Raw genomic sequence first — 26,451 nt, forward strand, 5'->3', positions numbered from 1 at the left:
CATGTTTGGCAAAAATTTATCTGCGAGCTTTGTCATGGTCTTTTACCTCGAAATTTTAATTCTTCTTGAATCGAGTCAATTGCCTCTTGGTAGCTGTTCTTTTCTTTAATATCGGTTTTGCTGTCTCGAGCCTCAATCATTTTTTTTAGTTGTTTTTGTAGTAAAGAATTATCTCTGTCCCATATTTTTCTGCGGTATTCCAGCGATGGCTTGGGACCACCTTTGATCTCTCCCGGCCAGTTGGGGTTTTCCGGTGAGTAATTGCTTACCGTGACCAGCACCTTGTCCGGCGACATGATCTGTATCCATACCCGGGCTGGCGTCGTATAGCGTGGTACGTCCACCTGATGCGGAATCACCGGAATTTTTTCTTTATCCCACTCTTCCAGTGTTTTTGCCTTGGTGCCAGCCTGGGTCAGTACCACCATCTTCATGCCCGGTTGCCATTTTTCCGGCAGGGCAACGCAGCACATGGTACCGCTGCCGCCATAGGCGGATACCCTGTCCATCGCCTCGAATGTCTTGATGTCATCCGGCATGGCAATGCCGACTGCATCGTAGTCGTCATCGGTGTAGTTGATGGCGGTAAGCGCAACCCCCATTTTCTGCTGTCCCAAGGCGGAGCAGGCGCTGAGCAAGAGTGCGCTCGAGATCAGCAGTAGAATTCGTGATGGCGACATGGCAGGCCTTTAAATTAATTGGCGATATTTTTGCTAAATAAAATTGCTAAGCAAATATTTTTTATTTGACTATTTTTATCTGTGTATCTTGTTGGTGAAAAATCGCAATAATATGTTTATTGCTGTTGCGTTGGATTGATGCGGGCTCGAAACATTGTATATGATGCATTGCATTAATAAGCTATCTTTGCATTGTGCAGGCTGAGAGGGTTGCATGGTATGGTTATGGCTCTATTTTCATGTAGTATTCGAGATATTCTATTGATTCTTGTAGTGATTTTTTATATGTATTTATTAAATATTCTCTATATTTCGGATCATCTTTTCCCTTGAATACTTTAACTTCGCTTGCATTGTATTGAGAGTCCAATTTCCATTTTTCTTGCAGGTCGGCTGTGTCAATATTGCTCAGCTGTCGTTTGAATAAATCAACTGCATTCTTTCGTTCAGTAATCGTTTCTTTCCATTTTTTTCTGCGATATTCCAACGATGGCTTGGGGCCACCTTTGATCTCTCCAGGCCAGTTGGGGTTTTCCGGTGAATAATTGCTCACCGTAACCAGAACTTTTTCTGGCGACATGATCTGTATCCATACCCGTGCTGGTGTCGTATAGCGGGGTACGTCCACCTGATGGGGAATCACCGGAATTTTTTCTTTATCCCACTCTTCCAGTGTTTTTGCCTTGGTGCCAGCCTGGGTCAGTACCACCAACTTCATGCCTGGTTGCCATTTTTCCGGCAGGGCAACGCAGCACATGGTGCCGCTGCCGCCATAGGCGGATGCCCTGTCCATCGCCTCGAATGTCTTGATGTCATCCGGCATGGCAATGCCGACTGCATCGTAGTCGTCCTCGGTGTAGTTGATGGCGGTGAGCGCAACCCCCATATAGTTTGGGCCGAGACTCACGCAGCTGCTGAGCAGCCCCCCAGTCAGTAGTGCGCTGCAGAGGCGTGCCAGCATATTGCGGTACAGCCGGTCATTCATGGCGTGGCGGGTTTCTTTTCCAGCTCGACATCCATGCCCATCATGCTGATGATCAGCAGGTAATCGCTGTGCATCTCATGGCTACGTCCGTTGGCGGCGTTCAGGACGCTGCCTTTGGCAAGCTTGATCAGGGCAATCTTGTCCCCCACCAGTGCTTGCGATTTCACCGTGCTGGCATCATTCATCAGCCAGTCACGCAGTGCCTGGCCGGTGGTTTCCAGCTTGGTGGGGACGGGGTCTTCCCAGCCAAACTGCTTGGATACCAGCCCGTATTCTTCCCCCCGCTTCACAATGGTGACCAGGGTTTGCGCCTGGCCATTGGCGTCATAAAGCTGCGGCATGCGTTCATTCGGCACCATGACATACTCTCCCAGCCAGTCATCGGCCTTGGCCAGTGGGGACAGCAGCAGGGCCAGTAACAGCGCACAAGAACGGAACCATTTATTCGTCATTGCCTTCTCCTTGTTGCATCATGTGCCGGGCTGCAAGGCCGCCAGGCAGTGGGTGAATCGGCTATCAGGCGCATGCTGGCCGGCACGGTCGGCTTGCTGCAAGGCGCTTTCCACAGACGGGTAATGATCGGCCAGCACGGCAGGGCTGATATGGCTGTGGTACTGCAGCTGGTATAGGGTTTCGTCGGCTTCGCCTGCCCGGATCAGTGCCAGCGTCTGTGACTGATCCAATTCGACTTTTTCCGCTGCAGCCATGTCGCTGCTGCTTACGGGCAAGCATTCCCACCCGCCGCCACGCAGCGGCAGCAGGCAGCGTGTGGCCGGGCCAAACAGCTGTTGGTGTTGGGTATCGCTGAGAACGGCCACGATATCTTTTAGCCGGCGTGTGTCCGGATAGCGCAGATTGAAGTACATGTCATCGGCCTTGACCACGCACCAGGGGTAGAGGCGCTGCGCCAGTGCCTGCAGGCTCTCCGGGCTGTGCCACAGGCTTGCCATCGGCATGCCATCGCAGTGGCTCAGCAGCTTGCTGACCGGTTCGAATGCCAAGGCATCGAATTGCACCAGCAGGGGAGAGGCTGCCATCAGGTCGTCGCTACCGTCATTGCTCTGGGTGAAAATGCTGAGCCAGGGCAGGCCGCTACGGCGCACGCGGCGCAGAATGGCCGGATTGAGTGCGCCATCCAGCAGCAAGTAGTCATTCCCGCCGCTGTTGTCAGGCTGCTGCAATAGTTGCTGCAGTGTGGCCAGATCAAAAGAATGAATCAGTTTCATCACTGCACCTGGCTAAAGGCCGAACCTGCTTTGGCGCTGCGCAGCAGGCAGGGGATGCAGACTTCCTTGGGGAAAATCGGCATCGGAATATTCATGCTGTCTGGCCCGCTCCAGTCATGGCTGCCACCCTTGAAGCTGACGGTGCCGGGGGCGTGCAGCTCGATCTTGCCATCCTTGATCCGCACATAAGCGCCGCCGCTGGTCAGCAGGATTTCCTTCTTGCCATTGAATTGCTGCTTGCCCTTGGCCGAGGTAATGGTCAGGTCCTTGTTCGCCGTCAGTTCCATCGCATCACTCTGAGCTTGCACCTGCACCTTGCCCTTCGCGGCGATCAGTTTCAGCGCGATCTGGTCTTTCACCCCCGCCACGAACAGGCTGATGTGCTGGCCGACGTTGTGCAGCCAGCGGCGGCCGGTGGTGTGGTTGGCGTCGCGCTGGGCGATGAGGTTGAGGTTGCTCCCGGCAGAGAGGGTGTGGCTTTGTTCGGTCAGGCTGGCGATGCCGGCCGGGGCGGACAGGATGAGCAGGGCTTGTTGGCCGCTTTGCTCTTTGGCGGTTTTGCCGTCTTTGTCGGTGTTGCTGCCGGCTTCCCAGGCTTTGACGGCGGCGGCGTGATGTTGCAGGTGGCCGCTGTCTTTCTTGCCGTCTTTGCTGTTCTCCGGCTTGATGCCGTCCGGCCCGGTTTCCATGGTGTCGGCCAGTTGGCCAGTGGCCACTTCCGCCAGGCTCTGGCTGAGGCTGAGGGCGGCGTCGAGCTGGCTTTGCGCATGGTCACGTGCCAGTTGTTTGCCGGAGGCGCCGTTTTGCGCTTCGGTGCTGATGAGCAGGCCGTGGCCGGCGCGGATGGCGCCGTGCTGGTCGGTGCGCAGTTCGAAGCCTTCACCGCGTGGCTGGGCTTTGCCATTGCTGCGCGGGTGGGTGAGGAAGCCTTGGTTGAGCTGGGTTTTGCCGGGTTCGCTACTGAGTTTTGCCCGCACTTCGCCGGGGGTGTCGTCGAATAGCAGCTCGTTGTACTGGCCGCCCTGGTGTTCTTTGGATTTGATGCCAGACAGGGTTTTGTTGGCCGGCAGTGCACCCGCGCCGCTGAAGGCCGGGGTGGCGTGGCTGCCGTTGTACAGCACACCAACGATGACCGGGCGGTCGATATCGCCTTCGATAAAGTCGATCAGCACTTCCTGACCGATGCGCGGGATGAACTGGTGACCCCAGCCAGCACCGGCGCTGGGCATGGCCACGCGCAGCCAGCAGGAGGATTTGTCATCCTGATTGGCACCGATGCCGGGGTGTTCGTCCGGCCGTTGCCAGTGGAACTCCACCTTGATGCGGCCCAGTTCGTCGGTATGGACTTCTTCGCCAGCGGGGCCGACCACGGTGGCGGTCTGTACACCTTTGGAGGTGGGCTTGGCTTGGACGCTGTGGGCGTAAGCCGGTGTCAGCGGAATGCCGCGACGCTGGGCGGTGATGTTGGTCTGAAAGGGGCTGCTGTCTGGTGTGCTGGCGTCCTTGCCCAGCAAGCCACGCAGACTGCTGGCCAGATCGCCCGGCAGATTGTTGTTGGCGCGGAAGGTTTGGCCGGTGACCACGAATTCGCGCTGCTCGCTGCTGTCGCCCTCGTGCGCCGGGTGTTCGTCCAGGCGGAACCACTGGCCGGCCTGCAGGCTGCGTACTGAGCCGCTGCCAGAGAATTGCTTGGCCTGCACATCGTGTGCCTGCTGGCGCAACTGGGCGTACTGGCTGAGCTGCTCGGCATCGCTGGCGTAGTACAGCGACTGCGGATCGTAATCCTGCAGGGTGGATTGCAAGGCATCACCGCTACGGCCTTGCTGGATGCGGCTTTGGTCGCCGGTGTGCTGGGTGCTTACCGGCTGGTAGTCGAAACTGGCCAGTGCGACATTGCCGGACACCACCTGGCGCGCGGTGCTCCAATCGGTCAGGCCGTCTTCGTCCTCGGTGGCATCGCTGCGGTGAAAGCGCACGCGCTCGCTGGCCGCCGGCGGCAGGCTGTAAGCGTCGTCGAACACCACCAGCTTGACCTGCGGATGCTCGCCATCGACATGCTCGAAACGCCAGGCATAACCTTCTTCGTGCAACAGCCGTAAGATGAAGTCGAAATCGCTCTCGCGATACTGCAGGCAATAACTGCGCGGGCTGGCTGATGCGGTGTGGAATTCCAGCGTCTGCACCTGGGCAAACACCGGATTATTGGCCTGATGCTCGGCCAGGATCTGTTTGACGATGTCCGGGACGGACAGGTCCTGAAACACCCGCGAGGTGCGGCGCAGGCGCAGCAGGGCAAACGGCGGTTCGATGGTGAGGCCATACTTGGCAAAGCCGCCATCAGAACCCAACAGCTCGGCGCGCGACACCACGCCACAGCGCACCACCTCGCTGCCAGCGGCATCCAGCACCCCGAGACGGGCGGCTACGCCCAGCAGCGACTTGAGCTCGATAGTGCCGTCGGGCGACAAACAGCTCAGCTGATAGCGATAGGCTTCCGACACGCCCTCGCTGCCATCCAGGGTGTGCGGCAGCAACTGCTCGGTGGCGATCTGCCCGCCATCCAGCTGCAGGGTAAGCAGGCGCTGGTGCTGGGAAAAGGCGGCGGCGAAGCTGGCGAGCAGTGCAGAAAAGTCCATGGCGTCTCATCACGTCTGCTGACGTGAATCTTCACATTCTGTTGAAAGTTCAACAGTTTATGCGCCTAACATGCGCCGGGCAAGGTGGAATGGCATGAATGCGTAGTTCTACTGAGTTCTACGCGTGGTTTGCGCTGTTGTGGAGGATACGGTGTGGCGGTGCGATGTCCGCATGAAAATGCCTGGGCAGAGGGGCGGTCAGCGGCCCAGACATAAAAGAAAACGCCGTGGATGGTAAGGCCGCGGCGTGTTGTCTGTTACTACCTGACTCGGTTCAACATTCCACTACGTTGACCGGTACTTCGATCACATTGATGGCCAGCCCGCCACGGGCGGTTTCCTTGTATTTGGTGCTCATGTCGCGGCCGGTGTCGCGCATGGTCTTGATGACGCGGTCCAGCGATACGCAGTGCTGGCCATCGCCGCGCAGCGCCATGCGGGCAGCGTTGATGGCCTTGATCGAGGCCATGGCATTGCGTTCGATGCAGGGGACTTGCACCAGGCCGCCGACCGGGTCGCAGGTCAGGCCCAGGTTGTGCTCCATGCCGATTTCTGCTGCGTTTTCCACCTGTTCCGGCGTACCGCCCATGACTTCAGCCAGTGCACCGGCGGCCATGGAGCAGGCCGAGCCCACTTCGCCTTGGCAACCTACTTCCGCCCCGGAAATCGAGGCATTCAGCTTGAACAGGATGCCGATGGCACCGGCGGTCAGCAGGTAGCGCACGATGCCGTCTTCACTGGCACCCGGTACAAAGCGCGAATAGTAGTGCATGACTGCCGGGATGATGCCGGCGGCACCGTTGGTGGGGGCGGTGACGACGCGGCCACCGGCGGCATTTTCCTCGTTCACGGCCAGCGCATACAGATTGACCCAGTCCATTACGGTGAGCGGGTCGCGCAGCGCGGCTTCCGGTGCAGCCAGCAGCTTTTGGTACATATCGGCGGCACGGCGTTTTACCTTCATGCCGCCAGGCAGAATGCCTTCGCGCTGACAGCCACGTTTGACGCAGGCCTGCATCACCCCCCAGATGGTCAGCAGGTCGCGGCGTACTTCTTCCTCGCTGCGCCAGGCCAGTTCGTTTTCCAGCATGATCTGGCTGATGCTTTTGCCTTGCGCCTTGCACAGGGCCAGCAGTTCGGCGGCGGTATTGAACGGGTGTTTGAGTTCGGTGACGCCGGGCGGTGCAAAGCCGGCTTCGATGGCGGCTTCATCCACGACGAAACCACCCCCCACCGAGTAATAGGCGCGTTTGGACAGGCTATTGCCGGCGGCGTCGTAGGCTTCGAAGATCATGCCGTTGGGGTGGTAGGGCAGGGTTTTGCGCTTGTGCAGGATCAGGTCTTCGGCCTCGTTAAAGGCGATATCCTGCTGGCCCAGCAAGTTCAGCCGCTTGCTGCTGCGGATTGCCGTGAGCAGGTCTGGCACGGCATCGGTATCGACCAGGTCGGGCAGTTCGCCGGCCAGGCCCAGCAGCACGGCGGTATCCGAGCCGTGGCCCTTGCCGGTGGCACCCAGCGAGCCATACATCTCGCTACGCACGCGGCAGGTGGCGGCCAGCAGGCCGTCTTTTTCCAGCCGTGCGACAAACTGGCGGGCGGCGCGCATGGGGCCGACGGTGTGCGAGCTGGATGGGCCGATGCCAATCTTGAACAGGTCGAAAACGCTGATAGCCATATTGCTCTCTTGTCTGCTGCAGGCAGGCCGTTTGGCGGCGCTGCCGGTGTTTCGGGTGCGGGCCGCTCGCTAAAGGATGGCCCGTTGATGTGTGTGTCAGCCTGTCATGTTTTGTGCGCGTGGACTGTTCTGCTTCCGGCCATCAGGCGTCGTGAAGCGTCCGGTCCGCTGCTTGTCCGCGGCGGGATAGGCCGTGGTGCGGGGCTGCTCATGGTGGCTGGCGCAGGGATGACAGGCTGGAGGGGCGGCAGGAGGGCAGGCTCCATCGCTCGCAAACCGGGCAGGCCGACGCATGCTGACATGAATGCAGTCACTGCCCCCTCTGTCCTTTTGCCTGAGAGATTGCGACAGCGTGGGCTGTCTCGGGCTGCTGACAAAGTAATTTGATAGGATTGCACAGGACCCGGCAAAGCCGGGCCTTCCGGCTCACTGATTGATTCCGCAGCCTTCCTATCTATTCCCAATCCCCCCGCCCTTGCCCTGCAAGGGAGCCTCGCTTTCTTTTCAGAAAGCGAGAGGGGTTTGTCAACAATCTTCGACAGCGTGGGCTGTCTTTTCCTTCGGCGAGGCCGGGCGTGGTGGCCCGGTCCTTCTCTCCAGAGAGCCAGACGACGGCGCGGTTCTTTTGCCTGAGAGTTTCTGGGGCGATACCCCTTCGGCGTCACCGCAAAGGTGATCTCTCCCGCGCCATCCAGTACGGCTGGCTGGCACTGTAGATAAGCTGCCCAAGCCTGTCAACGCCAATATTGGCGCGTGTTTCAATGTGCAGTTGCAGCATGCGGATGGCAATAAAAAAGAGCTGCGCGCAGTGCGGGCAGCTCGGCAAGGAGAATGGTGGAAAAACTAGTTGGCGACGGTAAAGCGCTGGCGGCTGTGGCGTGACGTTTCCACCTCGTCGGCGATGGCTACGGCGAGGTCGGCCACGCTGATGCCGGCTGGTGCTTCACCATCCATCAGCAGCTCTTCGCCACCCACGCGGTACTGGCCGCTGCGCTCGCCCGGTGCCAGCAGGGCTGGCGGCGACAGGAATACCCAGTCCAGTACAGTCTCGCTGCGCAGGCTATCGAGTGCCTGGCGTGCGCCTTCGGCCCCTTCCTTGTATTCGGCAGGGAAGTGCGGGGTGTCGATCAGTTGCAGGCCCGGTGCCACGAACAGGCTGCCGGCACCGCCCACCTCCAGAAAGCGTGTCACCCCGGCCTGCTTCACCCCGGCGACGATGGCGTCATGCCCCTGAATGAACAGGGTGCGAATGTCGCTCTTGTCCCAGCCGGGGTTGAAGGCGCTGATCGCGACGTCGTGGCCGGCGACGGCGCTGGCAATGGCGGCGGCGTCATAGGCATCGGCCTTGATGGCCTGCAGTTGCGCATGCTGGGGCAGGCGTTCCGGACGGCTGACGATGGCGGTAACTTGATGCTGGCGGGCCAGCAGCTCTTGCAGAATGGCCGAGCCAACAAAACCGGTAGCGCCGATCAGTGCGATTTTCATTTTGCTTTCCTTTCGATAGTGGATGGAAGCAACTGTAATCGCTTGCGAATCCACTGATAATCCGTCAATACTGGCATTAATAAATTAGCTGGACTTAATAATATGGAAATGTTGCGGCGTATGGCGGTGTTTGCCACCGTGGTGGAGCAGGGCTCGATGATTGCCGCCTCACGCGAGTTGGGCATGACCCCGTCGGCGGTGAGCCAGCACATCAGCAAGCTGGAGGCCGAGCATGGCGTGTCCTTATTGCACCGGACCACACGCAGCCTGACCCTGACTGAGGCGGGCAGCCTGTTTTACCAGGGCTGTGCCGATATGCTGGCCGCCGCGCGCCTGGCCGAGCAACGGCTGAGCGAGCTGCGTGATGCGCCGGTGGGCGAATTGCGGCTGGCGGCTCCCACCGGCTTTGCCGGCCCGATGCTGACTGAGGCGCTGGCGCCCTTGCTGGCGGCCCATCCCCGGCTCAGTTTGAAGCTGTTCTTCCATGACGAGATGATCGATCTGGTACAGCACCGTATCGATCTGGCTCTGCGTGCGGGCGACTTGAAAGACTCCAGTCTGGTGGCGCGTCATCTGGCCGACTGGGATAGCGTGCTGTGTGCTGCACCAGCCTATCTGGCCCGCCATGCGCCGATTACCCAGCCGCAGCAGCTGACGGAACACCAATGGGTGATGCTGGATCACGAACGCAGCCAGAGCTGGCTGAGCATGGAAAATGCAGAAGGGGTGGTAGTACGGCCCGAGGTGGGTGTGCGGGTCAGCAGCAATAATATCCTGGCGGCGCGCCAGTTCGTGCTGGCCGGCATGGGCTTGTCTATCCAGCCGGAGCCGGAAATCAGGCAGGAGCTGGCCGATGGCCGCTTGCTACGCATCCTGCCCGAGTGGCGCTTGCCGGCGCTGGGCATTTACGTGGTAACGCCCAGGCGCGATGCGCAGCCAGCCAAGGTGCGCTATGCCATCGACGCACTGCGCCAGCGCATGCAACACCGCCCCGCCGTGGCGGCGTAAGCGGCTTGCGTGACAGCCACGGCTGTTGCGCTGATTTAGATCTTGTTGTTACAAGGCTGCTGTTCCAGCTGGGTCAGCAAATCCATCACCTGATCGGATGCTTCTTCCATGCGTTGCAGTGCCTGTCTGGCCTTGGCGAAATCCTTGGCGTGGAAGGCGTTCAGTGCCTCCTTGCCGGCGTTGTGCACATTGGCATGCGGGGTTTCCAGCTGCATGAACTGGCTGTTGCCCTTGCATTCCTGCGCGCCACGACCTTCGTAATACCACTTGCCCAGACGGCAATGCTGGTGCGAGGACACCTTGTCTGCCGCCAGGTCGTGGTAGCCGATGAAGGCTTTGTAGATGTCCAGCTTGAACACCACATGGTCGAGCTTGACCACCTCCATGAAGCTGGTATTGGTGCCCTGGGCGATGACCCGCGCCATCTGCTCGCTGACATCCACCATGCTGCGGATGGCGGCGGCGGTTTCCAGCCCGGTATTGCGGTAGCCGGCCACTTGCCCGGCCGCTTCGGTGACTTGCAGCTTGGTGCTGAGCGAGGCGCTTTCCACATCGCTGACCAGGGTGGAAATCTCATTGGTGGCATTGGCCGTGCGCTCGGCCAGCTTGCGCACCTCGTCGGCCACCACGGCAAAGCCGCGGCCCTGTTCGCCGGCACGGGCGGCCTCGATGGCCGCATTCAGCGCCAGCAGATTGGTCTGCTCGGCGACATCCTTGATCAACTGCACAAACTGGCGGATCTGGCTGGTCTTGCTATTGAGCGAATCCATGGATTCGGCGGTTTTCTGCTGGGCCTGGGCGATTTCGTCGAAGCTGTGTGCCAGCGTATCCACCGCGCCACGGGTGTGGTGCAGGGTGGTGACCGCATCGGCGGCTGCGCCGAAATTGCTTTCCATCAGTGCCGCCAGTTCGGCAAAGGAACCACGAATGCTGGCCAGGCTGATGCAGAAATCGCCAAAGGGCTCGACATAGCTTTGATTGCGCTGGGTCTGGTTCTGTTGAGTGCTGATCTGCTGTTCGGCCTGCTGGCGTGCCTGTTCGCTGTCCTGTAACTGGCGCTGGCTGTGTTGCAGCGCGTTTTCCAGTTCTGTTACCCGATCCTGCAGTTGCTGTATGCGCTTTTTGTTGCCTGATCCAAACATTCTTTGATATCTCCCGGATGCCCAGCTTGTTTTATTTGAAGACTGATTGATTCATTTTAAACACTCTACCGTGTTTTTTCCGTGTCTGGCAAAGACAAGGCCACTCGCCGCAAGCCGGCGCGGCTAATCGAAACGCAATTTTCTTGTGATTGACCGCTATTTTTTTAAATTCAATGCTTTAAATGATAAAGACGGCAGGCTGAGTGGTCTTTGCGTCATGTCATATGATTTTCATAAACCCGCGGTGGTGTTTTCCCTGGCGCTGGTTGGTCAATTGCTAGTTTTTGATAAGTAATGCGTTTTTTCTTGCTTAGTTTTGCGGGGACGGCTTGCTAGATTGGTGTGCATCAACAAAACCCACACCATTACTGGAATCTGCGATGAACTACGCCAAACTGCCCCGTCTTACCCTGATTGCTGCCTCGCTCACCCTGCTCAGCGGTCTTGCACTGGCTGCCGATGCCGTGACCATTGCCTACCAGACCGGCATTGATCCCACCAAGATCCCGCAGGCCGATGGTGCTTATGAAAAGGCCACCGGCAGCCAGATCAACTGGCGCAAGTTTGAAAGTGGTTCGGAAGTGATTGCCGCCGTGGCTTCCGGCGATGTGGTGATTGGCAATCTGGGTTCCAGCCCGCTGGCCGCAGCGGCCAGTCGCGGTCTGCCGATTGTGACCTTCCTGGTGGCCGACGAAATTGGTGATGCCGAGGCGCTGGTGGTGCGCAATGGCAGCAAGATCAACACGCCGCAAGACCTGATCGGCAAAAAGGTGGCGGTGCCTTATGTGTCCACCACCCATTACAGCCTGCTGGCCTCGCTGAAGCACTGGAAGGTCGATCCGACCAAGGTCAATGTGCTGAACCTGCGCCCCAGTGAAATCACCGCTGCCTGGCAGCGTGGCGACATCGATGCCGCCTATGTGTGGGACCCGGCACTGGGCAAGATCAAGGCTAATGGCAAGGTGCTGACCAGTTCGGCCCAGGTATCGAAGTGGGGTGCGCCCACTTACGATATCTGGATCGTGCGCAAGGACTTTGCCGCGGCCCACCCGGAATTCGTCAACAAGTTTGCCAAGGTATCGCTGGATGCCATCGCCGGCTATGTGGCCAATCCCAAGGCCTTTATCGCGAACAAGGACAATATCGACAAGATCAGCCGCCTGACCGGCGCGGCCCCGGCCGATGTGGTGCTGGGCTTGCAGGGTAACCGCTTCCTCACCCAGAAAGACCAGGTCGCCCTGTTGCAGAAGCCTTTCGTGCAGGCGGTGGCCAATACCGCGGCCTTCCTCAAGTCGCAGGGCAAGGTGGAATCGCTGCAGCCTGATTACAGCCCCTATGTGAGCAACCAGTACGTCAAGGCGGCGAAGTAAACCATGTCCAGCCTGTCTGCCAACAAGGTCACGGTGCGCTATCCCGGCCAGACCCGCCCGGCCCTGGCCGGGGTGTCGCTGGATATCGGCCCGGACGACCTCACCGTCGCGCTGGGTCCGTCCGGCTGCGGCAAGACCACCTTGCTCAACCTGTTCGCCGGTTTTGTTAAGCCCGATAGCGGTACGGTCAGCTTTGCCGGCCAGCCGGTGACGGGGCCGGGGGCCGAGCGGGCGGTGGTGTTTCAGCACGATGCCTTGCTGCCCTGGCTGAACGTGCGTGACAACGTGGCTTTTGGCCTGCGTCTGCAAGGGGTGGCCAAGGCCGAGCGGCTGGCCCGTGCCGACGAAGTGCTGGCACTGGTCGACCTGCCGGAGGCTGGCAGCCGTTACAGCTGGCAGCTGTCCGGCGGGCAACGCCAGCGGGTGGGCATTGCCCGTGCGCTGGCCAGTCATTCGCAAGTGCTGCTGATGGACGAACCGTTTGGCGCGCTGGATGCCTTTACCCGCGAGCAGATGCAGGAGCTGCTGCTGAAAGTGTGGCAGCAGGCGCACCGCCGTATTTTTCTGATTACCCACGATATCGAAGAGGCGCTGTTTCTGGCCACCGAACTGGTACTGATGTCGCCAGGGCCGGGGCGCATCGTCGAGACGCTGCGTCCTGGTTTCAGTCAGCGTTACCGTGCCGGCGAGTCGGCGCGTGCCATCAAGTCGGACCCGGCCTTTATCGCCCTGCGCGAACAGCTGCTGGCCACGCTGTTTGATCACCGGCGCAAGCCGGAGGAGGAGCTTGCATGAATACGCTGGAAACTTCACTGGAACAACGGCTGGTGGCGGTTGCCCCGACGGTGGTGCCGGACGAGATTGCACCAGAGGCCGCAGCGTTAAGTCGTGGGGTATGGACACAATATCGCCGTGGCTGGCTCAGCGGCATCAGCCTGCTGAGCCTGCTGGCGCTGTGGTGGGGGCTGTCGCATAGCGGGCTGGTACCGGCATTGTTTCTGCCCGCGCCGGAGGCGGTGCTGGCCAAACTGGTGACGGTCAGCACGCAGGGTTTCATGGATGCCACGCTGTGGCAGCACCTGGCAGCCAGCCTGCAGCGCATTGTGCTGGCCCTGGTGGCCGCGGTGCTGCTGGGTATCCCGCTGGGGGTGCTGATGGGCGTCAGTCCGGTGGCGCGCGGTCTGCTCGATCCGCTGATCGAAGCCTATCGCCCGGTGCCGCCGCTGGCCTATCTGCCGCTGATCGTGATCTGGTTCGGCATTGGCGAATTGTCCAAGGTGCTGCTGATTTTCCTGGCGGTACTGGCCCCGGTCATCATCGCCACCAGCCATGGGGTGGCGCAGGTCAGCCGCAACCGTTTGCGTGCGGCGCAGACGCTGGGCGCCAGCCGTCGCCAGTTGCTGTGGTTTGTCATCCTGCCGGAAGCGCTGCCGGAAATTCTCACCGGCATCCGCATCGGCCTGGGTACCGGCTGGTCCACCTTGGTGGCCGCTGAGCTGGTAGCCGCCACCCGTGGGCTGGGTTTCATGGTGCAGTCTGCCGCCCAGTTTCTGGTGACCGACGTGGTGATTCTGGGCATCGTGGTGATCGCCGTCATCGCCTTTGCGCTGGAGCTGGGGCTGCGGCTGCTGCAACGCCGTCTGGCTCCCTGGCATGGCCAGCAGGATTAACTTTAGCGCCACTGCCGTGTGGTGGTGGCCACGACTGAATGATGCAAGGAATACATGATGAGTTTGACGCTTACCCGTTTGTCCCCGGCGCTGGGAGCGATTGTCGAGGGCGTGGATCTGGCGCAGCCGCTGACCGACAGCCTGCAGCAGGAATTACGCCAGGCCCTGCTGCAGCATCAGGTGCTGTTCTTCCGTAACCAGGACATCAGCCCGCGCCAGCAGCGCGACTTTGCCGCCCGCTTCGGCGATCTGCACACCCACCCCATCTACCCGCAGCACCCGGATGCGCCGCAGGTGATGATTCTGGATACCGACGCGTTCGACCTGAAAGACAATGCGATCTGGCACACCGATGTCACCTTCATCGAAACCCCGCCGGCCGCCGCCGTATTGGCCGCCCGCCAGTTGCCAGAGTTTGGTGGCGATACGCTGTGGGCCAGCAGCTTTGCTGCCTGGGATGCGCTGTCTGACCGCCTGAAAGTCTTGCTGGAAGGGCTGACCGCCACCCATGACTTTACCAAGACCTTCCCGCTCAAACGCTTTGGCCTGACGCCGGCCGACCGGGAAAAGTGGGAGCAGACCCGGCGTGACAATCCGCCGCTGAGCCACCCGGTGGTGCGTACCCATCCGGAAAGCGGACGCAAGGGTTTGTTCGTCAATGGCGGCTTCACCACCGAAATCAACGAGCTGCCGGAAGAAGAAAGTGCTGCCTTGCTGGCTTTCCTGCTGGCCCATCAGGCGCGGCCGGAATTCACCATCCGCTGGCGCTGGCAGGCCGGCGATGTGGCCTTCTGGGACAATCGCTCCACCAGCCATTACGCGGTGGACGACTATCGTCCGACGCGCCGCATCATGCACCGGGCCACGATTCTGGGTGACAAGCCCTTTTAAGAGCCAGTCCATAGCCTGCTGGATTTAGTCGAAATGGGGTGATACTGCGTTAAAAACGCCTGCGGAATACTCATTTACGCCATGTAAACTCCGCTTCCCCACTTCTTTCCGGTCGTTTTCGCCTTGTCTCACTCTCGCTCGCGAGACTCTGAACAGGCTCTAGTGTTCTCGGTCGGAAAATAAAAAAGCCACCCTGCGGGGTGGCTTGTGCATGGCTGGCAGCTGGGCGCTTATTCGACAAAGCGCATCTTGAACAGACGGCCCTTGATCTTGCTCACCGCCAGCTGCTCGAAAGCCTGCTGGGCAATATCGCGTTGCAGGGCAACAAAGCTGGCACCCTCCAGCACATTGATCTTGCCGACATGGCTGCCGGCAATGCCGCCTTCGCCGGTCAGTGCGCCCAGAATGTCGCCGGGGCGCAGCTTGTCACGTTTGCCACCGGCAATTTCCAGCGTCACCATGGCCGGAATCAGCTGGCCGCCCGGAGCCGGGGTCAGTTCGGTGACTTCAGCCCAGGTGAGCGGGGCTTTCTGATAGTCCTCGATCTGCACCAGACGGCGCGCATCGTTTTCGCAGGTCAGGGTCATGGCCAGGCCGTGCAGCTCGCCGCGACCGGTACGGCCGATACGGTGGATGTGGATTTCCGGGTCGTGGCTCACGTCCACATTGATCACCAGATCCAGCTCCTTGATATCCAGACCACGGGCGGCCACGTCGGTAGCCACCAGCACGGTGGTGCTCTTGTTGGCAAAGCGCAGCAGGATCTGGTCGCGGTCGCGCTGTTCCAGATCGCCATACAGTGCCAGTGCCGAGAAGCCGCGGTTTTGCAGGTCTTTCACCAGCTCCTTGCAGCGTTCCTTGGTGTTGCAGAAGGCCAGCGCCGAAGCCGGGCGCACATGCTGCAGGATGCGGGTGACGGTTTCCAGGCGGGTTTCCGGCTTGACCTTGTAAAACCATTGCTCGATATGGTCGCCGCTGTGCAGGGCCTGTACCTTCACTTCCACCGGCTGGCGCAGGAACTGCGCGCTGGCCTTGCGGATGGTGTCCGGGTAGGTGGCGGAGAACAGCAGGGTCTGGCGGGTACGCGGGCAGGCGCGCACGATGCCGACGATTTCTTCGATGAAGCCCATGTCAATCATGCGGTCGGCCTCGTCCAGCACCAGCATTTTCACATTGGACAGGTCCAGCGACTGGCGGAACAGGTGGTCCTGCAACCGGCCGGGGGTGCCCACCACGATGTGCGCGCCGTGTTCCAGCGAGCCGCGCTGCGGACCCATCGGTGAGCCGCCAGTGAGGGTGACTACCTTGATATTGTCGATGCTGCGCGCCAGACGGCGGATTTCCTGTGCCACCTGGTCGGCCAGTTCGCGGGTGGGACAGAGCACCAGCCCCTGCACGGCGAACCAGCGCGGATTGATGCCGGCCAGCATGCCAAGGCCGAAGGCCGCTGTTTTGCCGCTGCCGGTCTTGGCCTGGGCGATCAAATCGCGGCCTTCCAGAATCACCGGCAGGCTTTCGGCCTGGATGGGGGTCATGCTGTGATAACCCAGGCTGTCCAGATTGGAAAGCAGGGCGGCAGGCAGCGCGGTGAGGCTGGAAAAGGCGATTTTTTTCACGGACTTGGCGATGTAACGACAGAAAGGGTGGGCAGTGTAACAGTTGCGGCGGCATTGTCCAAACAAGCCTTGATGCCGGTGGGGTAAAGCGACCGGCTTGTGGCATTTTTTACTGTGTGGTGAATGACTTGGCGCTGGCGGCGGTTGGCCGGCACAAGAAAAAACGCCAGTGAGGGGCTCACTGGCGTTGTCGATGGTGCTGTCTGGCTTATACCTTGAAGCGGGCTACTGAATCGTTCAGACCTGCGGCCAGGCTTTCCAGCTCTTCTGCCGAGCGCACGGTGTGCTGGATGGCGCTGTCGTTGGTGCTGGCCAGTTCGGCGATGCTGTCGATATTGCGGGTGACGCGCTGGCTGGTTTCGCGCTGCTGCTCGGTTACCTGCACGATCTGGCGCAGGCCATTGCGTACGGCGGTGGCCGAGTCGCTGGCCGATTCCAGCACGCTGGCCACTTGCCCTGCCGACTGGTGGCTGGCTTCCAGCGAGGACAGGCTGGCGGCCACGGCCTGGCGTACCGCTTCGGTCTTGTGGTTGAGTGCGCCAGTCACGGTGTCGATTTCGCGGGCGGACAGAGCGGATTTTTCCGCCAGCTTGCGTACCTCATCGGCCACCACGGCAAAGCCGCGTCCGGCTTCACCGGCACGGGCGGCTTCAATGGCGGCATTCAGCGCCAGCAGATTGGTCTGTTCGGCGATGTCGCGTACCTGTTGCGTCATGCTGGTGATGGAGCTGGTGGACTTCACCAGTTCGGTTTCGGCCTCGGCCATCATTTCCACCGCCTGCTGCACCTGATTGACTTCCTGTTGCAGCTGGGTGAGGTCGCGGCGGCCCTGTTGCGAGCGCTGCAGGCTTTCGTCCGACTGTTCCAGCACCTGTTCGGCATGGCGGGCGATTTCGCCGATATGTTGCGCCAGTTGCTCTACCGCTTGCGCCGCATCCTGCGACTGGGCGTTCTGCGTGCGCGAGCTGTCCGCCAGCTTTTCTGCACCACCGCTGAGCTGGCCGGCAGAGGAGGCTACCGTGCGGGCGGCGCCGCCAACCTGTCTGACCAGGTCGGCAATCGAGCCCAGCATCTGGTTGAACAGGCCAGCGGTCTGGCCGATTTCGTCCTGGTGGCGCACTTCCAGCCGGCGGGTAAGATCGCCTTCGCCCTTGGCCAGTTCGGACAGGCCACCCGCCATGGCTTGCAGCGGGCGGGTGACGAAACTGCGGATGAAGAAGAAGACCACGGCCATCAGCGGCAGCGAGGCGACGATGGCAAACAGAATGCTCTGATTACGGAACTGGGTGACCGAGGCATAGGGTTTTTCCAGCGAAATGCGCATGCTGACGGCACCCAGCGGTGTGCCGGCACTGACCTGATGGCAGCCCATGCAGTTCTTGCCCAGATAGTTGCTGGCGGCGCGCGCCGGATACACCACATGCAGGTGTTCGCCCAGCTGCGGGGTGGATTCGATGGCGATATAAGGCTGGCCGCTGGCCAGTGCACCTTTTTCTGCCTCATCGGCGGCGTGGGCCTTGTCACCGGCATTGCCAGGGCCAAACTGCTTGCTGACTGCTTCGCCACGGATGACCCGCAGTTCGCGCACCGCAGACAGTTCCTTGATCTGATCCAGAAACACATCGCGCTGGCCTACCGTGCCGGTCATCATCATGCCGGTGAGGCCGGCCAGCGTCATTTCATTCATGCTGCTGGCCAGGTCCTTGGCCTGGGATACCGCGATGTCGCGGCTGACGGTGGTTTCCCAGGCAATCAGCCCGCTCCATGCCAGCACCAGGCAGCACCAGATGGCGCTGGTCAGTCTCAGCCAGATTGGCCATTCGGAAAATTTTTTCATTGCAAACGGGAGCCCCGCCTCCTTTTGTTGTTGCTTATGCTTTTATTGAGCCGTCATGCATGGCCTGTAACAGCGGCCAGCGTACCGTACGTCATATTAACTGTGCTTGGTTTAAATCAAATTTTTTCCCTCGATGGTGTCATGGGCACGATGTGGCTTGGGGGAACGCGTGATTTCTGCAACAATCCCGCCTCAATCAACAGGCAGAGCACTGAACTTGGCACTTTCGCGGTGCGGTCAGCGGCTGTCGGCCACCAGTCAGGAGTCCTCATGCAACAGCCCACGTCCTCATCCAGTGTCGCCATCATTGGCGGAGGTCCGTCCGGCCTGATGGCAGCCGAGGTGCTGGCGGCCGCCGGGGTGGCGGTCACGGTGTATGACGCCATGCCGTCAGTTGGGCGCAAGTTCCTGCTGGCCGGTGTGGGCGGCATGAATATTACCCACGCGGAAGCCAAGGCCGACTTCCTCACCCGCTATCGTGAGCGCGAGGCCGAACTGAGCGTATTGCTGCAGGATTTTGACGCCGACCGGCTGCGCGAGTGGGTGCATGGACTGGGGGTGGAAACCTTCGTCGGCAGTTCTGGCAAGGTGTTCCCGCGCGAAATGAAGGCGGCGCCCTTGCTGCGTGCCTGGCTGTCGCGTCTGCGTGAAGGCAGGGTGCAGTTCCGGGTGCGCCACCGCTGGCAGGGCTGGGATGCACAGGGCGCGCTGCGTTTCACTACGCCGGCTGGCGACTTGCTGGTGCAACACGATGCCGTGTTGCTGGCACTGGGTGGGGGTAGCTGGAAAAAGCTGGGTTCGGATGGCAGCTGGTTGCCGCTGCTTGGCGAGCAGGGCGTGGCCGTGCGGCCCTTGTTGCCGGCCAATTGCGGCTTTGACTGCAACTGGAGCGCGCACTTTGCCGACAAGTTTGCCGGCCAGCCGCTCAAGTCAGTCACGCTGGAGTTTACCGATCTGGCAGGCAATACCGTGCGCAAGACCGGCGAGTGTGTGGTGACCCGCTACGGCGTGGAAGGCAATCTGATCTATGCGTTTTCCGCCGCGCTGCGTGATACGCTGCTGGCGCAGGGTTCGGCCACCTGCTATCTGGATTTGTTGTCACAAAAAAGCGCCGAACAGGTGCTGGGCGAAGTCGCCCATCCGCGTGGTTCGCGCTCTCTGTCCAGCCATCTGCAAAGCCGGCTCAATCTCAAGGGCGTACGGACTGGGCTGCTGCGCGAGTGCCTGAGCAAGGAAGCCTTTACCGATATGACTGCGCTGGCCGCCGGCATCAAGCGCCTGCCGCTGACAGTCTATGCCACGCGGCCCATTGACGAAGCCATCAGCACCGCCGGTGGTGTGTGTTTCGAGGCCATGGATGAGCGGCTGATGCTCAAGGCCCGCCCCGGTGTGTTCTGCGCCGGGGAAATGCTGGACTGGGAAGCGCCAACCGGCGGCTATCTGCTGACCGCCTGCCTGGCCAGCGGCCGGGCTGCCGGTCTGGGCATGCTGGACTGGCTGCGTGGCACCAAGGCGGTTTGATTTTCTGTTGCGGCGATCCCGTGCTCACCATAGTTAAAAGTCGCGGCAGGCCTGGCCTGCCGCGCACTTCTCGCCACTTGGCGTAAGCCTGCCTTTCCCTCTCTCGCACAGTGCAGCCGCCATGTCCGTACTGCCTGCCCAATCCATATCCATTCCCGCCGGTGAGCCCCACCGCAGCCTGTCACCCGCCGACGGTGATGACTGACAGGCGTAGTGAGCTGAATTTTTGATGTCAATGTCCTTGCCGGACGGCTATACCATAGCAATAGCCCGGTACGCCGGCAGCAAGGCTAGATGGCCTTGGCACAATTCAGGGTGGGATATGCGCCAAAAAATAAGCAGCAAGGTCCTGCAGACCTTGTCTATAAGCAGGGCGGTGTTGTTGATTGTCATTTTGTTGGGCGGAATTCAGCTGGCCTGGATTGCCGAACTGCTGCTTGCGTCCTGGGCCAATTATCAACAGGCCGAGCAGGTGATGCAGCTGAACAATATCAGCAGGCAGTTGTTCATGGCGGCTGACCTGTTGCGGCGCGAATCCATTCAGGCGCGCATTGTGCTGAACCGCAGCACCGCACCGGATGAGGCAGAGCGCGCCACCCTGTTGCGCTTGCAGCAAGGGGCTGATTTTCAGGCCGGGCAAATTTTGCAGTCATTCCGCCAGCTGCCGGACGACCGTCACTATGGCGAGCAGTTTGCCGGGCAATTGCAAAACTTCAAACGCTTGCGCAGTGAAGTGAACACCCGGCTGAACCAGTCATTCGCCCGCGACGAAACGCTCAGCTACGGGCTGGAGCTGGCCATGCGCAATCTCCAGAGCACACTGAGCGCCATGATGGTGGAAGCCGGCAACCGCATCGACCTCAGCGGTAGCGCCGACATCAATCTGCTGGATACGATCAAGCAGGATGGCTGGCTGGTGGCGCGCAGCCTGCGGGCCGCTGCCATGGGGCTGGTGTTGCGCGCTGAACTCAATTCCATGCTGAGTGAAACCGAGGAGGATGATCTGCGCGCCCGGCTGGATTTGGCCGGCGTATTGCTGGAAAAATTGCGCGCCGATGCCCGCTATGCCAATGACCCGCGCCTGACGCAGCGCATGCGGCAATTTTCCGAGCTGGCGCTGCAACTGAACATCCAGACCAAGCAGCAAACCCAGCTACTGCGCGAACATGGCAACAACCCCCTGGCGATAGCCCAGCTGCAAAAGCAGCTGACGCAAACCCAGGATGCGGCGCGCGCTACCTTCATGGTCTTGTCCGACATGACCGGGGAGCTGATTCAGCAGAATCATCAACACTATCGCCGCCTGCTGCTGCGCGACAGCCTGTTGGGTCTCTTCTTGCTGGTGCTGGGCGTGGCCTTGCTGTATTTCATGGTGCGCAAGGTGCTGCAGCCGCTGAATCATCAGCAGCGCATGCTGGATGCCGCAGGCGATGCCATCATGACCATCAGCGACCAGGGCATTATCCAGAGCGCCGCCGCCGGTGCCGAGCGCATGTTTGCCTACCCGGAGGGAGGCTTGCTCGGCTTGCCCATCGACCAGTTGCTGCGCATGGGCGATGACCTTGACAAGGCCATGCTGCTTGCCGGTGATGAGGTGGGCATCAATTTGCAGGGCCTGGGCATGGAGTGCAGTGGTCGCTGTTTTTTTGCCGGCCTGACCCTGACGCGCTTTCAGGACCGCACAGCCCATACCGTTTATCTCCTGATCGTGCGCAACGAGCAGGAACGCCGGCTGGCCGAGCATTCGCTGGAACGCAATCTGGACATGCTGTCGGCCATCTCCCATGTGGAAAACCTGATGTTGTGTCGCTGGCCGCGGGAGCAGGTGCTGAACCGGCTGCTGGATGAGTTCAAACGCTTTGCCGCAGCGGCGGATGGTTTCCTGCTGGAGCTGTTCAATGTCAGCGATGGATCGCTGAATATCAATTTGCAGGCCGGGCAATGGCCAGCGCATTTCCCGGCCCTGATCAGCATCGGGCAGGAGCTGGACCCGGTCAGCTATCTGATGGCGGCCCTGGCCAACGAGCCGGCATGGGTCAGTTTGCCCGTGATACAGGACGAGCAGATTCACGCCATCATCTGCTTGCGCGGCGCAGACCCCTTGCTGGTGGAAAAGGATATCCGGCCACTGGTCAGCTCCTGCGCCAGCATTCTGGGCTTCTATGACGAGGAAGACCGTCGCCTGCATTCGGAAGCGCAGCTGCGGGCGGTATTGCAGGAAGAAGAGGCGATCTATTCCGCCTCGCCGGTCGGCTTGTTGCGGCTGAATGCCAATATGCAGATTGTCCGTGCCAACCGCATGGCCGAGGCGATGTTCCTCAGCGGCCGGGAGCAATTGCCGGGCCGGCATCTGATGGAACTGGTGCTGTCCGACGAGGGCTGGTTTGAGCTGACCAGCCAGCTGCAGGACATGGTGCAGAAGCAGACCAAGGTAGGCTGCGAGATCGAATGCAAGACCGGGCAGGGTAAGCCGATATGGGTTTTGTTCGAGGGTATGAATCTGTTTGCCGCGCAGCCGGAGCAGGGGTCGATTCTGGCGTGCATCGATATTTCCGAACGCAAGCAGGCCGAGCGCGAGTTGCTGGAAGCGCGCGATCAGGCCAACTCGGCCAACAAGGCCAAGAGCGCCTTTCTGGCCACCATGAGCCATGAAATCCGCACCCCCATGAACGGCGTGCTGGGCATGCTGGAACTGCTGGCCATGACCGCACTGGACGCGGAGCAGAAAGACTCGGTGGACACCATACAGGAGTCCGCCCGCACCTTGCTGCGGCTGATCGATGACATCCTGGATTTTTCCAAGATCGAGGCCGACAAGCTCGAGGTGGTGATGACGCCCACCGTACTGCGTCCCCTGCTGGAACAGGTGCATACCCTGTATTCGCAGGCCGTCGCGCGCAAAGGGCTGGAGTTTGTGCTGGAGATCGATCCGCGCGTGGCCGCCGCCGTGCTGGTCGACCCCTTGCGGGTACGGCAGATCCTGCAAAACTTTGTCAGCAATGCGGTGAAATTCACCGCGCATGGCCGGATTGTCTTGCGGGTGCTGTTGCTGGAAGAAGAGGGCCGCTCGCAGACCTTGCGGTTCGAAGTGCAAGACAGCGGGATCGGTATCAATGCCGAAGGGCTGGCCAAGCTGTTCCAGCCCTTTACCCAGGCCGAATCCGATACCTCACGCCGTTTTGGCGGCACCGGGCTGGGGCTGACCATCTGTCGCCGGCTGGCCAAGCTGATGGGTGGCGAGGTGAGTCTGGAGAGCGAGGTCGGGCAGGGCAGCTGCGCCTCGCTATTGCTGGTGGTGAGCGTGGCCGACGCGCACGCTCTGGAGGAGTCGCTGCAACAGCTGCCGGGCGGCCCCGCCGCATTTGTCAGCAATCAGGATCAGACCATTCTGCCCATTTTGTTTGCCGAGGATAATCCCACCAACCGCAAGCTGGCGACCAGGCAGCTGGAAAAACTGGGCTATCGGGTGGAGCTGGCCGAAGATGGCGCCGAGGCCTATGCCAAGTGGCAAGACGGCCATTTCAGCCTGCTTCTGACCGACTGCCAGATGCCGAATACCGATGGCTACCAGCTGGCGCGGCTGATCCGCAATTACGAGGCAGAACATCCGGCCAGGCCTGCCACCATCATCATCGCTTGCACCGCCAATGCCGGGGTGGAGGAGCAGGAAAAAACCAGCGCAGCCGGCATGGACGATTTCCTCACCAAGCCGCTGTCCATCGTGGCCTTGTCGGCCATGCTGGACAAGTATCTGGGGCCATCGCGCCAGGCGACTGAGCACCGCACGCCCTAGCGGCAGCACCGTGCAAAATCGCAATCGCTGACCGGCTGGCAGCACTACAGCAGCATTTGATGCAAATCAGACCATGCATTTTTTATGCAAGCATCTATGCTGAAAAAACAAGCCGCTGCGGTTTGCTGTCTTGCCGGTGTTACCCGCCCGGTTTCACACTGGCAGCGCCAAGTCCCCTCAGTTTGATGTCGGAGATCAGAGCCATGAAACTTGACGATTTCAACCAGGTTGCCGACCTGATCGGCCTGAAAAAACGCTCGCGCGAAGCCGTATGGCTGATGGAAGTGGAGGGCATGACCGGCTATTTTGCCGCGCAGCAAATGGATATCAGTGAATCCACCGTTTCCCGTGCGCATACCCGTTTTCGCCTCGCGCTGCGCAAGCTCAATGCCTTGTCCGGGCATCTGCCTTTGTAATTTCTCCTGTGTTGTTGACTTGCAGCCCGGCCGCAACGCCGGGCTTTTTCTATGTGGCCGCGTCGCCGGTGGCCTGTTGGCGCAGCCAGGTCAATAGCGCCTGCAGGCCGGGATGATCGGCATAGCTGTCGGGATAGGCCAGATAATAGCCGCAGCCGGTTTCCAGTACGGTATCGAAGGGGCGCACCAGCCGGCCCTGTTGCAGTTCGTCCTTCAGCAGTTCCATATCGCCGATGGCCACGCCCAGCCCGCTGGCCGCCGCCGTCCAGGCCAGGTGGTGCAGGTCCACTACCTGATGCTTGTATTGCGCCAGCGAGCTGATTTGCTGGGTGGCCAGCCAGGCCATCCACTCCTCGTAATCGCGAGTGGTATGAAACAGCGTCTGCCCCGCCAGATCCTCCAGGCAGGACAGTTGCCCCAGCATGCCGGGTGCACACACCGGGCTCAGCCTTTCCGCCAGCAGTAGCTCGGCCTGCATATTGGGCCAGTGGCCGCGGCCGAACAGGATGTAGGCCTGGTCGATGCTTGGGTCCAGCTCCGAGGGCTCGTACACCATGCTGTCCATGCGCAGCTGGGTGAGCGGATATTGCTGGTAGAAGCTGCCCAGCCGTGGCATCAGCCAGCGCACGGCAAAGGTGACATAGACCTGTAGCGACAGGATGTCGGTCTGGGTTTTCAGCCGTCTTTCCACTTCTTTCAGCCTTTCCACCACGTCCTGTGCAACCGGCAGCAGGGTACGGCCCGATGGTGTGGGCTGCACCTGCCGGCTGTGGCGCTGCAGCAAGGGTGTGCCGTAATGCTCCTCCAGCAGGCGGATCTGCTTGCTGATGGCACCCTGGGTCAGGAATAGCCGGCGTGCCGCTTCGGTAAAGCTGCCGGTCTGCACCACGGCCACAAAGGCACGCAGGGCAGAGAGCGAGGGAAGGTGATGAGTATCGTTCATGACAAGATGGAATAGTTCCATGCCAATAATTCGTTCGTGCAAATTAGGTGATTTCCGTATGTTTGGCAACAAACAGCACCATCAAACGGAGACGCCATGCACCACGATTATGATTCCCAACGGCAATACACCCTGCAGCATGACCGCCGCCTGAGCGCCAGTCACGGCCATTTGCAATTCGAAGGGGTGGATTTGCCGGCGCTGGCCGCACAATTTGGCTCGCCCTTGTTTGTTTATTCCGCGCCGGAAATCCGCCGCAATATCGCGGAAATCCAGCAAGCCTTTGCCGGCCATGCCGCCACCCGCATCTGCTACGCCTCCAAAGCCTGCTCGCTGCTGGCCGTGTTGCAAGTGGTGTGCGAGGCCGGCATCAGCATTGAAGCCAATTCCGCCAACGAGATCCGCCGCTGCCTGGCGGCGGGCTTTGCTGGCAGCGAGATCGTCTACAACGGTGTGGTCAAGCGCGATGAAGAGCTGGAATTCGCCATCAGCCAGCAATTGCATGCCATCAATGTCGATAGCGAGCAGGAGCTGCTGGCCATCGACCGCATCAGCCGTCGTCTGCAGCAGCCGGTGCGCATCTGCCTGCGGGTGGAACCCAATGTCAAAGCAGCCACGCACGAGGGGCTGATGACGGCTTTCCGTGCCAAGTCCGGTGTCGATCTGGCCGATGCCGAGCGTATCTGCCGCCAGGTCGCTGCCATGCCCTATGTCCGGCTGTGCGGCCTGCACATGCATGTGGGTGACCAGGTGCCGGATGCCGAACCGTTTGGCGCGGCGACCCGCGTGCTGGTGGAGACGGCGCGCCAACTGGAAGACACGCTGAATATCCGCTTTGACATGATCAATGTCGGTGGCGGCATCCCCACGCCCTACCGCTATGCCAGCGACCGTGGCCTGGGTGGCCCGGATAATATGCAGCCGGCCATCGGGGCGGATGAATTCGCTGCGGCAGTGATCCGCGAAGTGCATGCCTGGCGGCAGGACATCGAGATTTGCATCGAGCCGGGGCGCAAGGTGGTGGGCAGCGCGGCGGTATTGCTGACCAGCCTGGTCAGCGGCAAACGCAAGACCCTGCTCAATGAAGATGGCAGCGTGGAAGGCCAGGTGGACTGGCGCATGCTGGATGCCGGCTTCAACGCCATTCCGGATTACAAGGACTGGTATTTCTATGTCTACAACGCCAGCCGTATTGCTGACAGCCACAACCAGCCGGTCAAGCTGGGTGGGCCGCTGTGCGATGGTGGCGACTATTTCCGCCACGGCCCGCTGGGTGAGCAGTTCCTGTTGCCCGAAGCCAGTGCCGTGGGCGATGTGGTGGCCTTCCTGGATGTCGGTGCCTATCAGCTGGAAAACCAGACGGTGTACAACGCCCAGCCGCGTTCGGCAGCGGTGCTGATCGAAGACGCCGGCCATTACCGCCTGATCCGCCGTCAGGAGACCTTCAGTGACATGTTGTTGCTGGAAAGCGGTCTGGATTAATCCAGCAGGGTCACGGCCCTTGCCGGCCGTGACGCGATAACAGCAAGCAGTGCGTAGTCCCTTGCAAGAGCGTAT

The 26,451-nt window shown here is 60.6% G+C and carries 20 protein-coding genes, 1 pseudogene and 1 riboswitch; of the genes and pseudogenes, 9 read left to right on the forward strand and 12 right to left on the reverse strand.

Going from position 1 to position 26,451, the window contains the following annotated elements:
• Positions 1 to 32 precede the first annotated feature (32 nt).
• The 7 genes from FAZ30_RS14235 to FAZ30_RS14265 form a co-directional block, all read right to left on the reverse strand.
• The gene (locus tag FAZ30_RS14235; RefSeq protein ID WP_137009668.1) at positions 33 to 680 is read right to left on the reverse strand and encodes a DUF3304 domain-containing protein; all 648 of its coding nucleotides are present in this window, start codon (positions 678 to 680) and stop codon (positions 33 to 35) included.
• 223 nt (positions 681 to 903) lie between these two features.
• Positions 904 to 1,665: a DUF3304 domain-containing protein gene (locus tag FAZ30_RS14240; RefSeq protein ID WP_137009669.1), complete on the reverse strand. Its 762-nt coding sequence runs from the start codon at positions 1,663 to 1,665 to the stop codon at positions 904 to 906.
• On the reverse strand, positions 1,662 to 2,117 hold the full coding sequence (locus FAZ30_RS14245; RefSeq protein ID WP_137009670.1) for a hypothetical protein: 456 nt from the start codon (positions 2,115 to 2,117) through the stop codon (positions 1,662 to 1,664). Before FAZ30_RS14245 ends, FAZ30_RS14240 begins: the two co-directional genes overlap by 4 nt.
• A gap of 18 nt (positions 2,118 to 2,135) precedes the next feature.
• Positions 2,136 to 2,891, reverse strand: a complete 756-nt coding sequence (locus tag FAZ30_RS14250) for a DUF4123 domain-containing protein (protein WP_137009671.1) — start codon at positions 2,889 to 2,891, stop codon at positions 2,136 to 2,138.
• Positions 2,891 to 5,527 carry a type VI secretion system Vgr family protein gene (locus FAZ30_RS14255; protein WP_137009672.1) on the reverse strand — a complete coding sequence of 879 codons (2,637 nt, stop codon included), beginning with the start codon at positions 5,525 to 5,527 and terminating at the stop codon, positions 2,891 to 2,893. Before FAZ30_RS14255 ends, FAZ30_RS14250 begins: the two co-directional genes overlap by 1 nt.
• A gap of 274 nt (positions 5,528 to 5,801) precedes the next feature.
• A complete protein-coding gene (locus tag FAZ30_RS14260) occupies positions 5,802 to 7,202 on the reverse strand; it encodes an L-serine ammonia-lyase (RefSeq protein WP_137009673.1) in 1,401 nt (466 codons plus the stop codon).
• A gap of 607 nt (positions 7,203 to 7,809) precedes the next feature.
• A riboswitch (glycine riboswitch) is annotated at positions 7,810 to 7,897 on the reverse strand.
• Between the two features lie 148 nt (positions 7,898 to 8,045).
• Positions 8,046 to 8,687, reverse strand: a complete 642-nt coding sequence (locus FAZ30_RS14265; RefSeq protein ID WP_124645511.1) for an NAD(P)-dependent oxidoreductase — start codon at positions 8,685 to 8,687, stop codon at positions 8,046 to 8,048.
• Positions 8,688 to 8,789: 102 nt separating this feature from the next.
• Here FAZ30_RS14265 and FAZ30_RS14270 point away from each other — a divergent pair, with 102 nt between their 5' ends.
• A complete protein-coding gene (locus tag FAZ30_RS14270) occupies positions 8,790 to 9,695 on the forward strand; it encodes a LysR family transcriptional regulator (RefSeq protein ID WP_124645510.1) in 906 nt (301 codons plus the stop codon).
• A 35-nt stretch (positions 9,696 to 9,730) separates the two neighbouring features.
• Here the strand turns inward: FAZ30_RS14270 and FAZ30_RS21015 are convergent, their stop codons facing one another.
• Both FAZ30_RS21015 and FAZ30_RS21020 read right to left on the reverse strand, forming a co-directional pair.
• Positions 9,731 to 10,141: a CZB domain-containing protein gene (locus FAZ30_RS21015; RefSeq protein ID WP_425456401.1), complete on the reverse strand. Its 411-nt coding sequence runs from the start codon at positions 10,139 to 10,141 to the stop codon at positions 9,731 to 9,733.
• A gap of 18 nt (positions 10,142 to 10,159) precedes the next feature.
• Positions 10,160 to 10,423 (reverse strand): annotated as a pseudogene (locus FAZ30_RS21020) (methyl-accepting chemotaxis protein); the annotation flags it as partial.
• Between the two features lie 794 nt (positions 10,424 to 11,217).
• Between FAZ30_RS21020 and tauA the strand changes: the two are divergent.
• The 4 genes from tauA to tauD are packed head-to-tail and all read left to right on the forward strand — an operon-like array spanning position 11,218 to position 14,768.
• A complete protein-coding gene (gene tauA, locus FAZ30_RS14280) occupies positions 11,218 to 12,207 on the forward strand; it encodes a taurine ABC transporter substrate-binding protein (RefSeq protein ID WP_124645508.1) in 990 nt (329 codons plus the stop codon).
• Positions 12,208 to 12,210: 3 nt separating this feature from the next.
• Complete coding sequence (gene tauB / locus FAZ30_RS14285; RefSeq protein ID WP_124645507.1) at positions 12,211 to 13,002, forward strand: taurine ABC transporter ATP-binding subunit; 792 nt, start codon at positions 12,211 to 12,213, stop codon at positions 13,000 to 13,002.
• Entirely contained in the window at positions 12,999 to 13,877 is an 879-nt protein-coding gene (tauC, locus tag FAZ30_RS14290) for a taurine ABC transporter permease TauC (protein WP_124645506.1), read from the forward strand. Before tauB ends, tauC begins: the two co-directional genes overlap by 4 nt.
• Before the next feature lie 54 nt (positions 13,878 to 13,931).
• Entirely contained in the window at positions 13,932 to 14,768 is an 837-nt protein-coding gene (tauD, locus tag FAZ30_RS14295) for a taurine dioxygenase (protein ID WP_124645505.1), read from the forward strand.
• A gap of 230 nt (positions 14,769 to 14,998) precedes the next feature.
• Here tauD and dbpA read toward each other — a convergent pair whose 3' ends face one another.
• Together dbpA and FAZ30_RS14305 are read right to left on the reverse strand one after the other, a co-directional pair.
• Positions 14,999 to 16,384: an ATP-dependent RNA helicase DbpA gene (gene dbpA / locus FAZ30_RS14300; RefSeq protein ID WP_124645504.1), complete on the reverse strand. Its 1,386-nt coding sequence runs from the start codon at positions 16,382 to 16,384 to the stop codon at positions 14,999 to 15,001.
• Positions 16,385 to 16,592: 208 nt separating this feature from the next.
• The gene (locus FAZ30_RS14305; RefSeq protein ID WP_137009674.1) at positions 16,593 to 18,221 is read right to left on the reverse strand and encodes a methyl-accepting chemotaxis protein; all 1,629 of its coding nucleotides are present in this window, start codon (positions 18,219 to 18,221) and stop codon (positions 16,593 to 16,595) included.
• A 270-nt stretch (positions 18,222 to 18,491) separates the two neighbouring features.
• Here FAZ30_RS14305 and FAZ30_RS14310 point away from each other — a divergent pair, with 270 nt between their 5' ends.
• From FAZ30_RS14310 to FAZ30_RS14320, 3 genes are all read left to right on the forward strand, one after another.
• Entirely contained in the window at positions 18,492 to 19,742 is a 1,251-nt protein-coding gene (locus tag FAZ30_RS14310) for a TIGR03862 family flavoprotein (protein ID WP_124645502.1), read from the forward strand.
• Between the two features lie 379 nt (positions 19,743 to 20,121).
• Positions 20,122 to 23,535 (forward strand): ATP-binding protein, encoded by a 3,414-nt coding sequence (locus tag FAZ30_RS14315; protein WP_168190852.1) that lies wholly within the window; start codon positions 20,122 to 20,124, stop codon positions 23,533 to 23,535.
• 203 nt (positions 23,536 to 23,738) lie between these two features.
• Complete coding sequence (locus FAZ30_RS14320; protein ID WP_059286182.1) at positions 23,739 to 23,951, forward strand: sigma factor-like helix-turn-helix DNA-binding protein; 213 nt, start codon at positions 23,739 to 23,741, stop codon at positions 23,949 to 23,951.
• A 49-nt stretch (positions 23,952 to 24,000) separates the two neighbouring features.
• Here FAZ30_RS14320 and FAZ30_RS14325 read toward each other — a convergent pair whose 3' ends face one another.
• Positions 24,001 to 24,915: a LysR substrate-binding domain-containing protein gene (locus FAZ30_RS14325; RefSeq protein ID WP_137009676.1), complete on the reverse strand. Its 915-nt coding sequence runs from the start codon at positions 24,913 to 24,915 to the stop codon at positions 24,001 to 24,003.
• 75 nt (positions 24,916 to 24,990) lie between these two features.
• Here FAZ30_RS14325 and dokD point away from each other — a divergent pair, with 75 nt between their 5' ends.
• Positions 24,991 to 26,376, forward strand: coding sequence for an ornithine/lysine decarboxylase DokD (gene dokD / locus FAZ30_RS14330; protein ID WP_137009677.1), 1,386 nt, complete (start codon positions 24,991 to 24,993; stop codon positions 26,374 to 26,376).
• Positions 26,377 to 26,451 lie beyond the last annotated feature (75 nt).

The organism is Aquitalea aquatilis (genome assembly GCF_005155025.1).
GTDB classification, from domain to species: Bacteria; Pseudomonadota; Gammaproteobacteria; order Burkholderiales; family Chromobacteriaceae; genus Aquitalea; species Aquitalea aquatilis.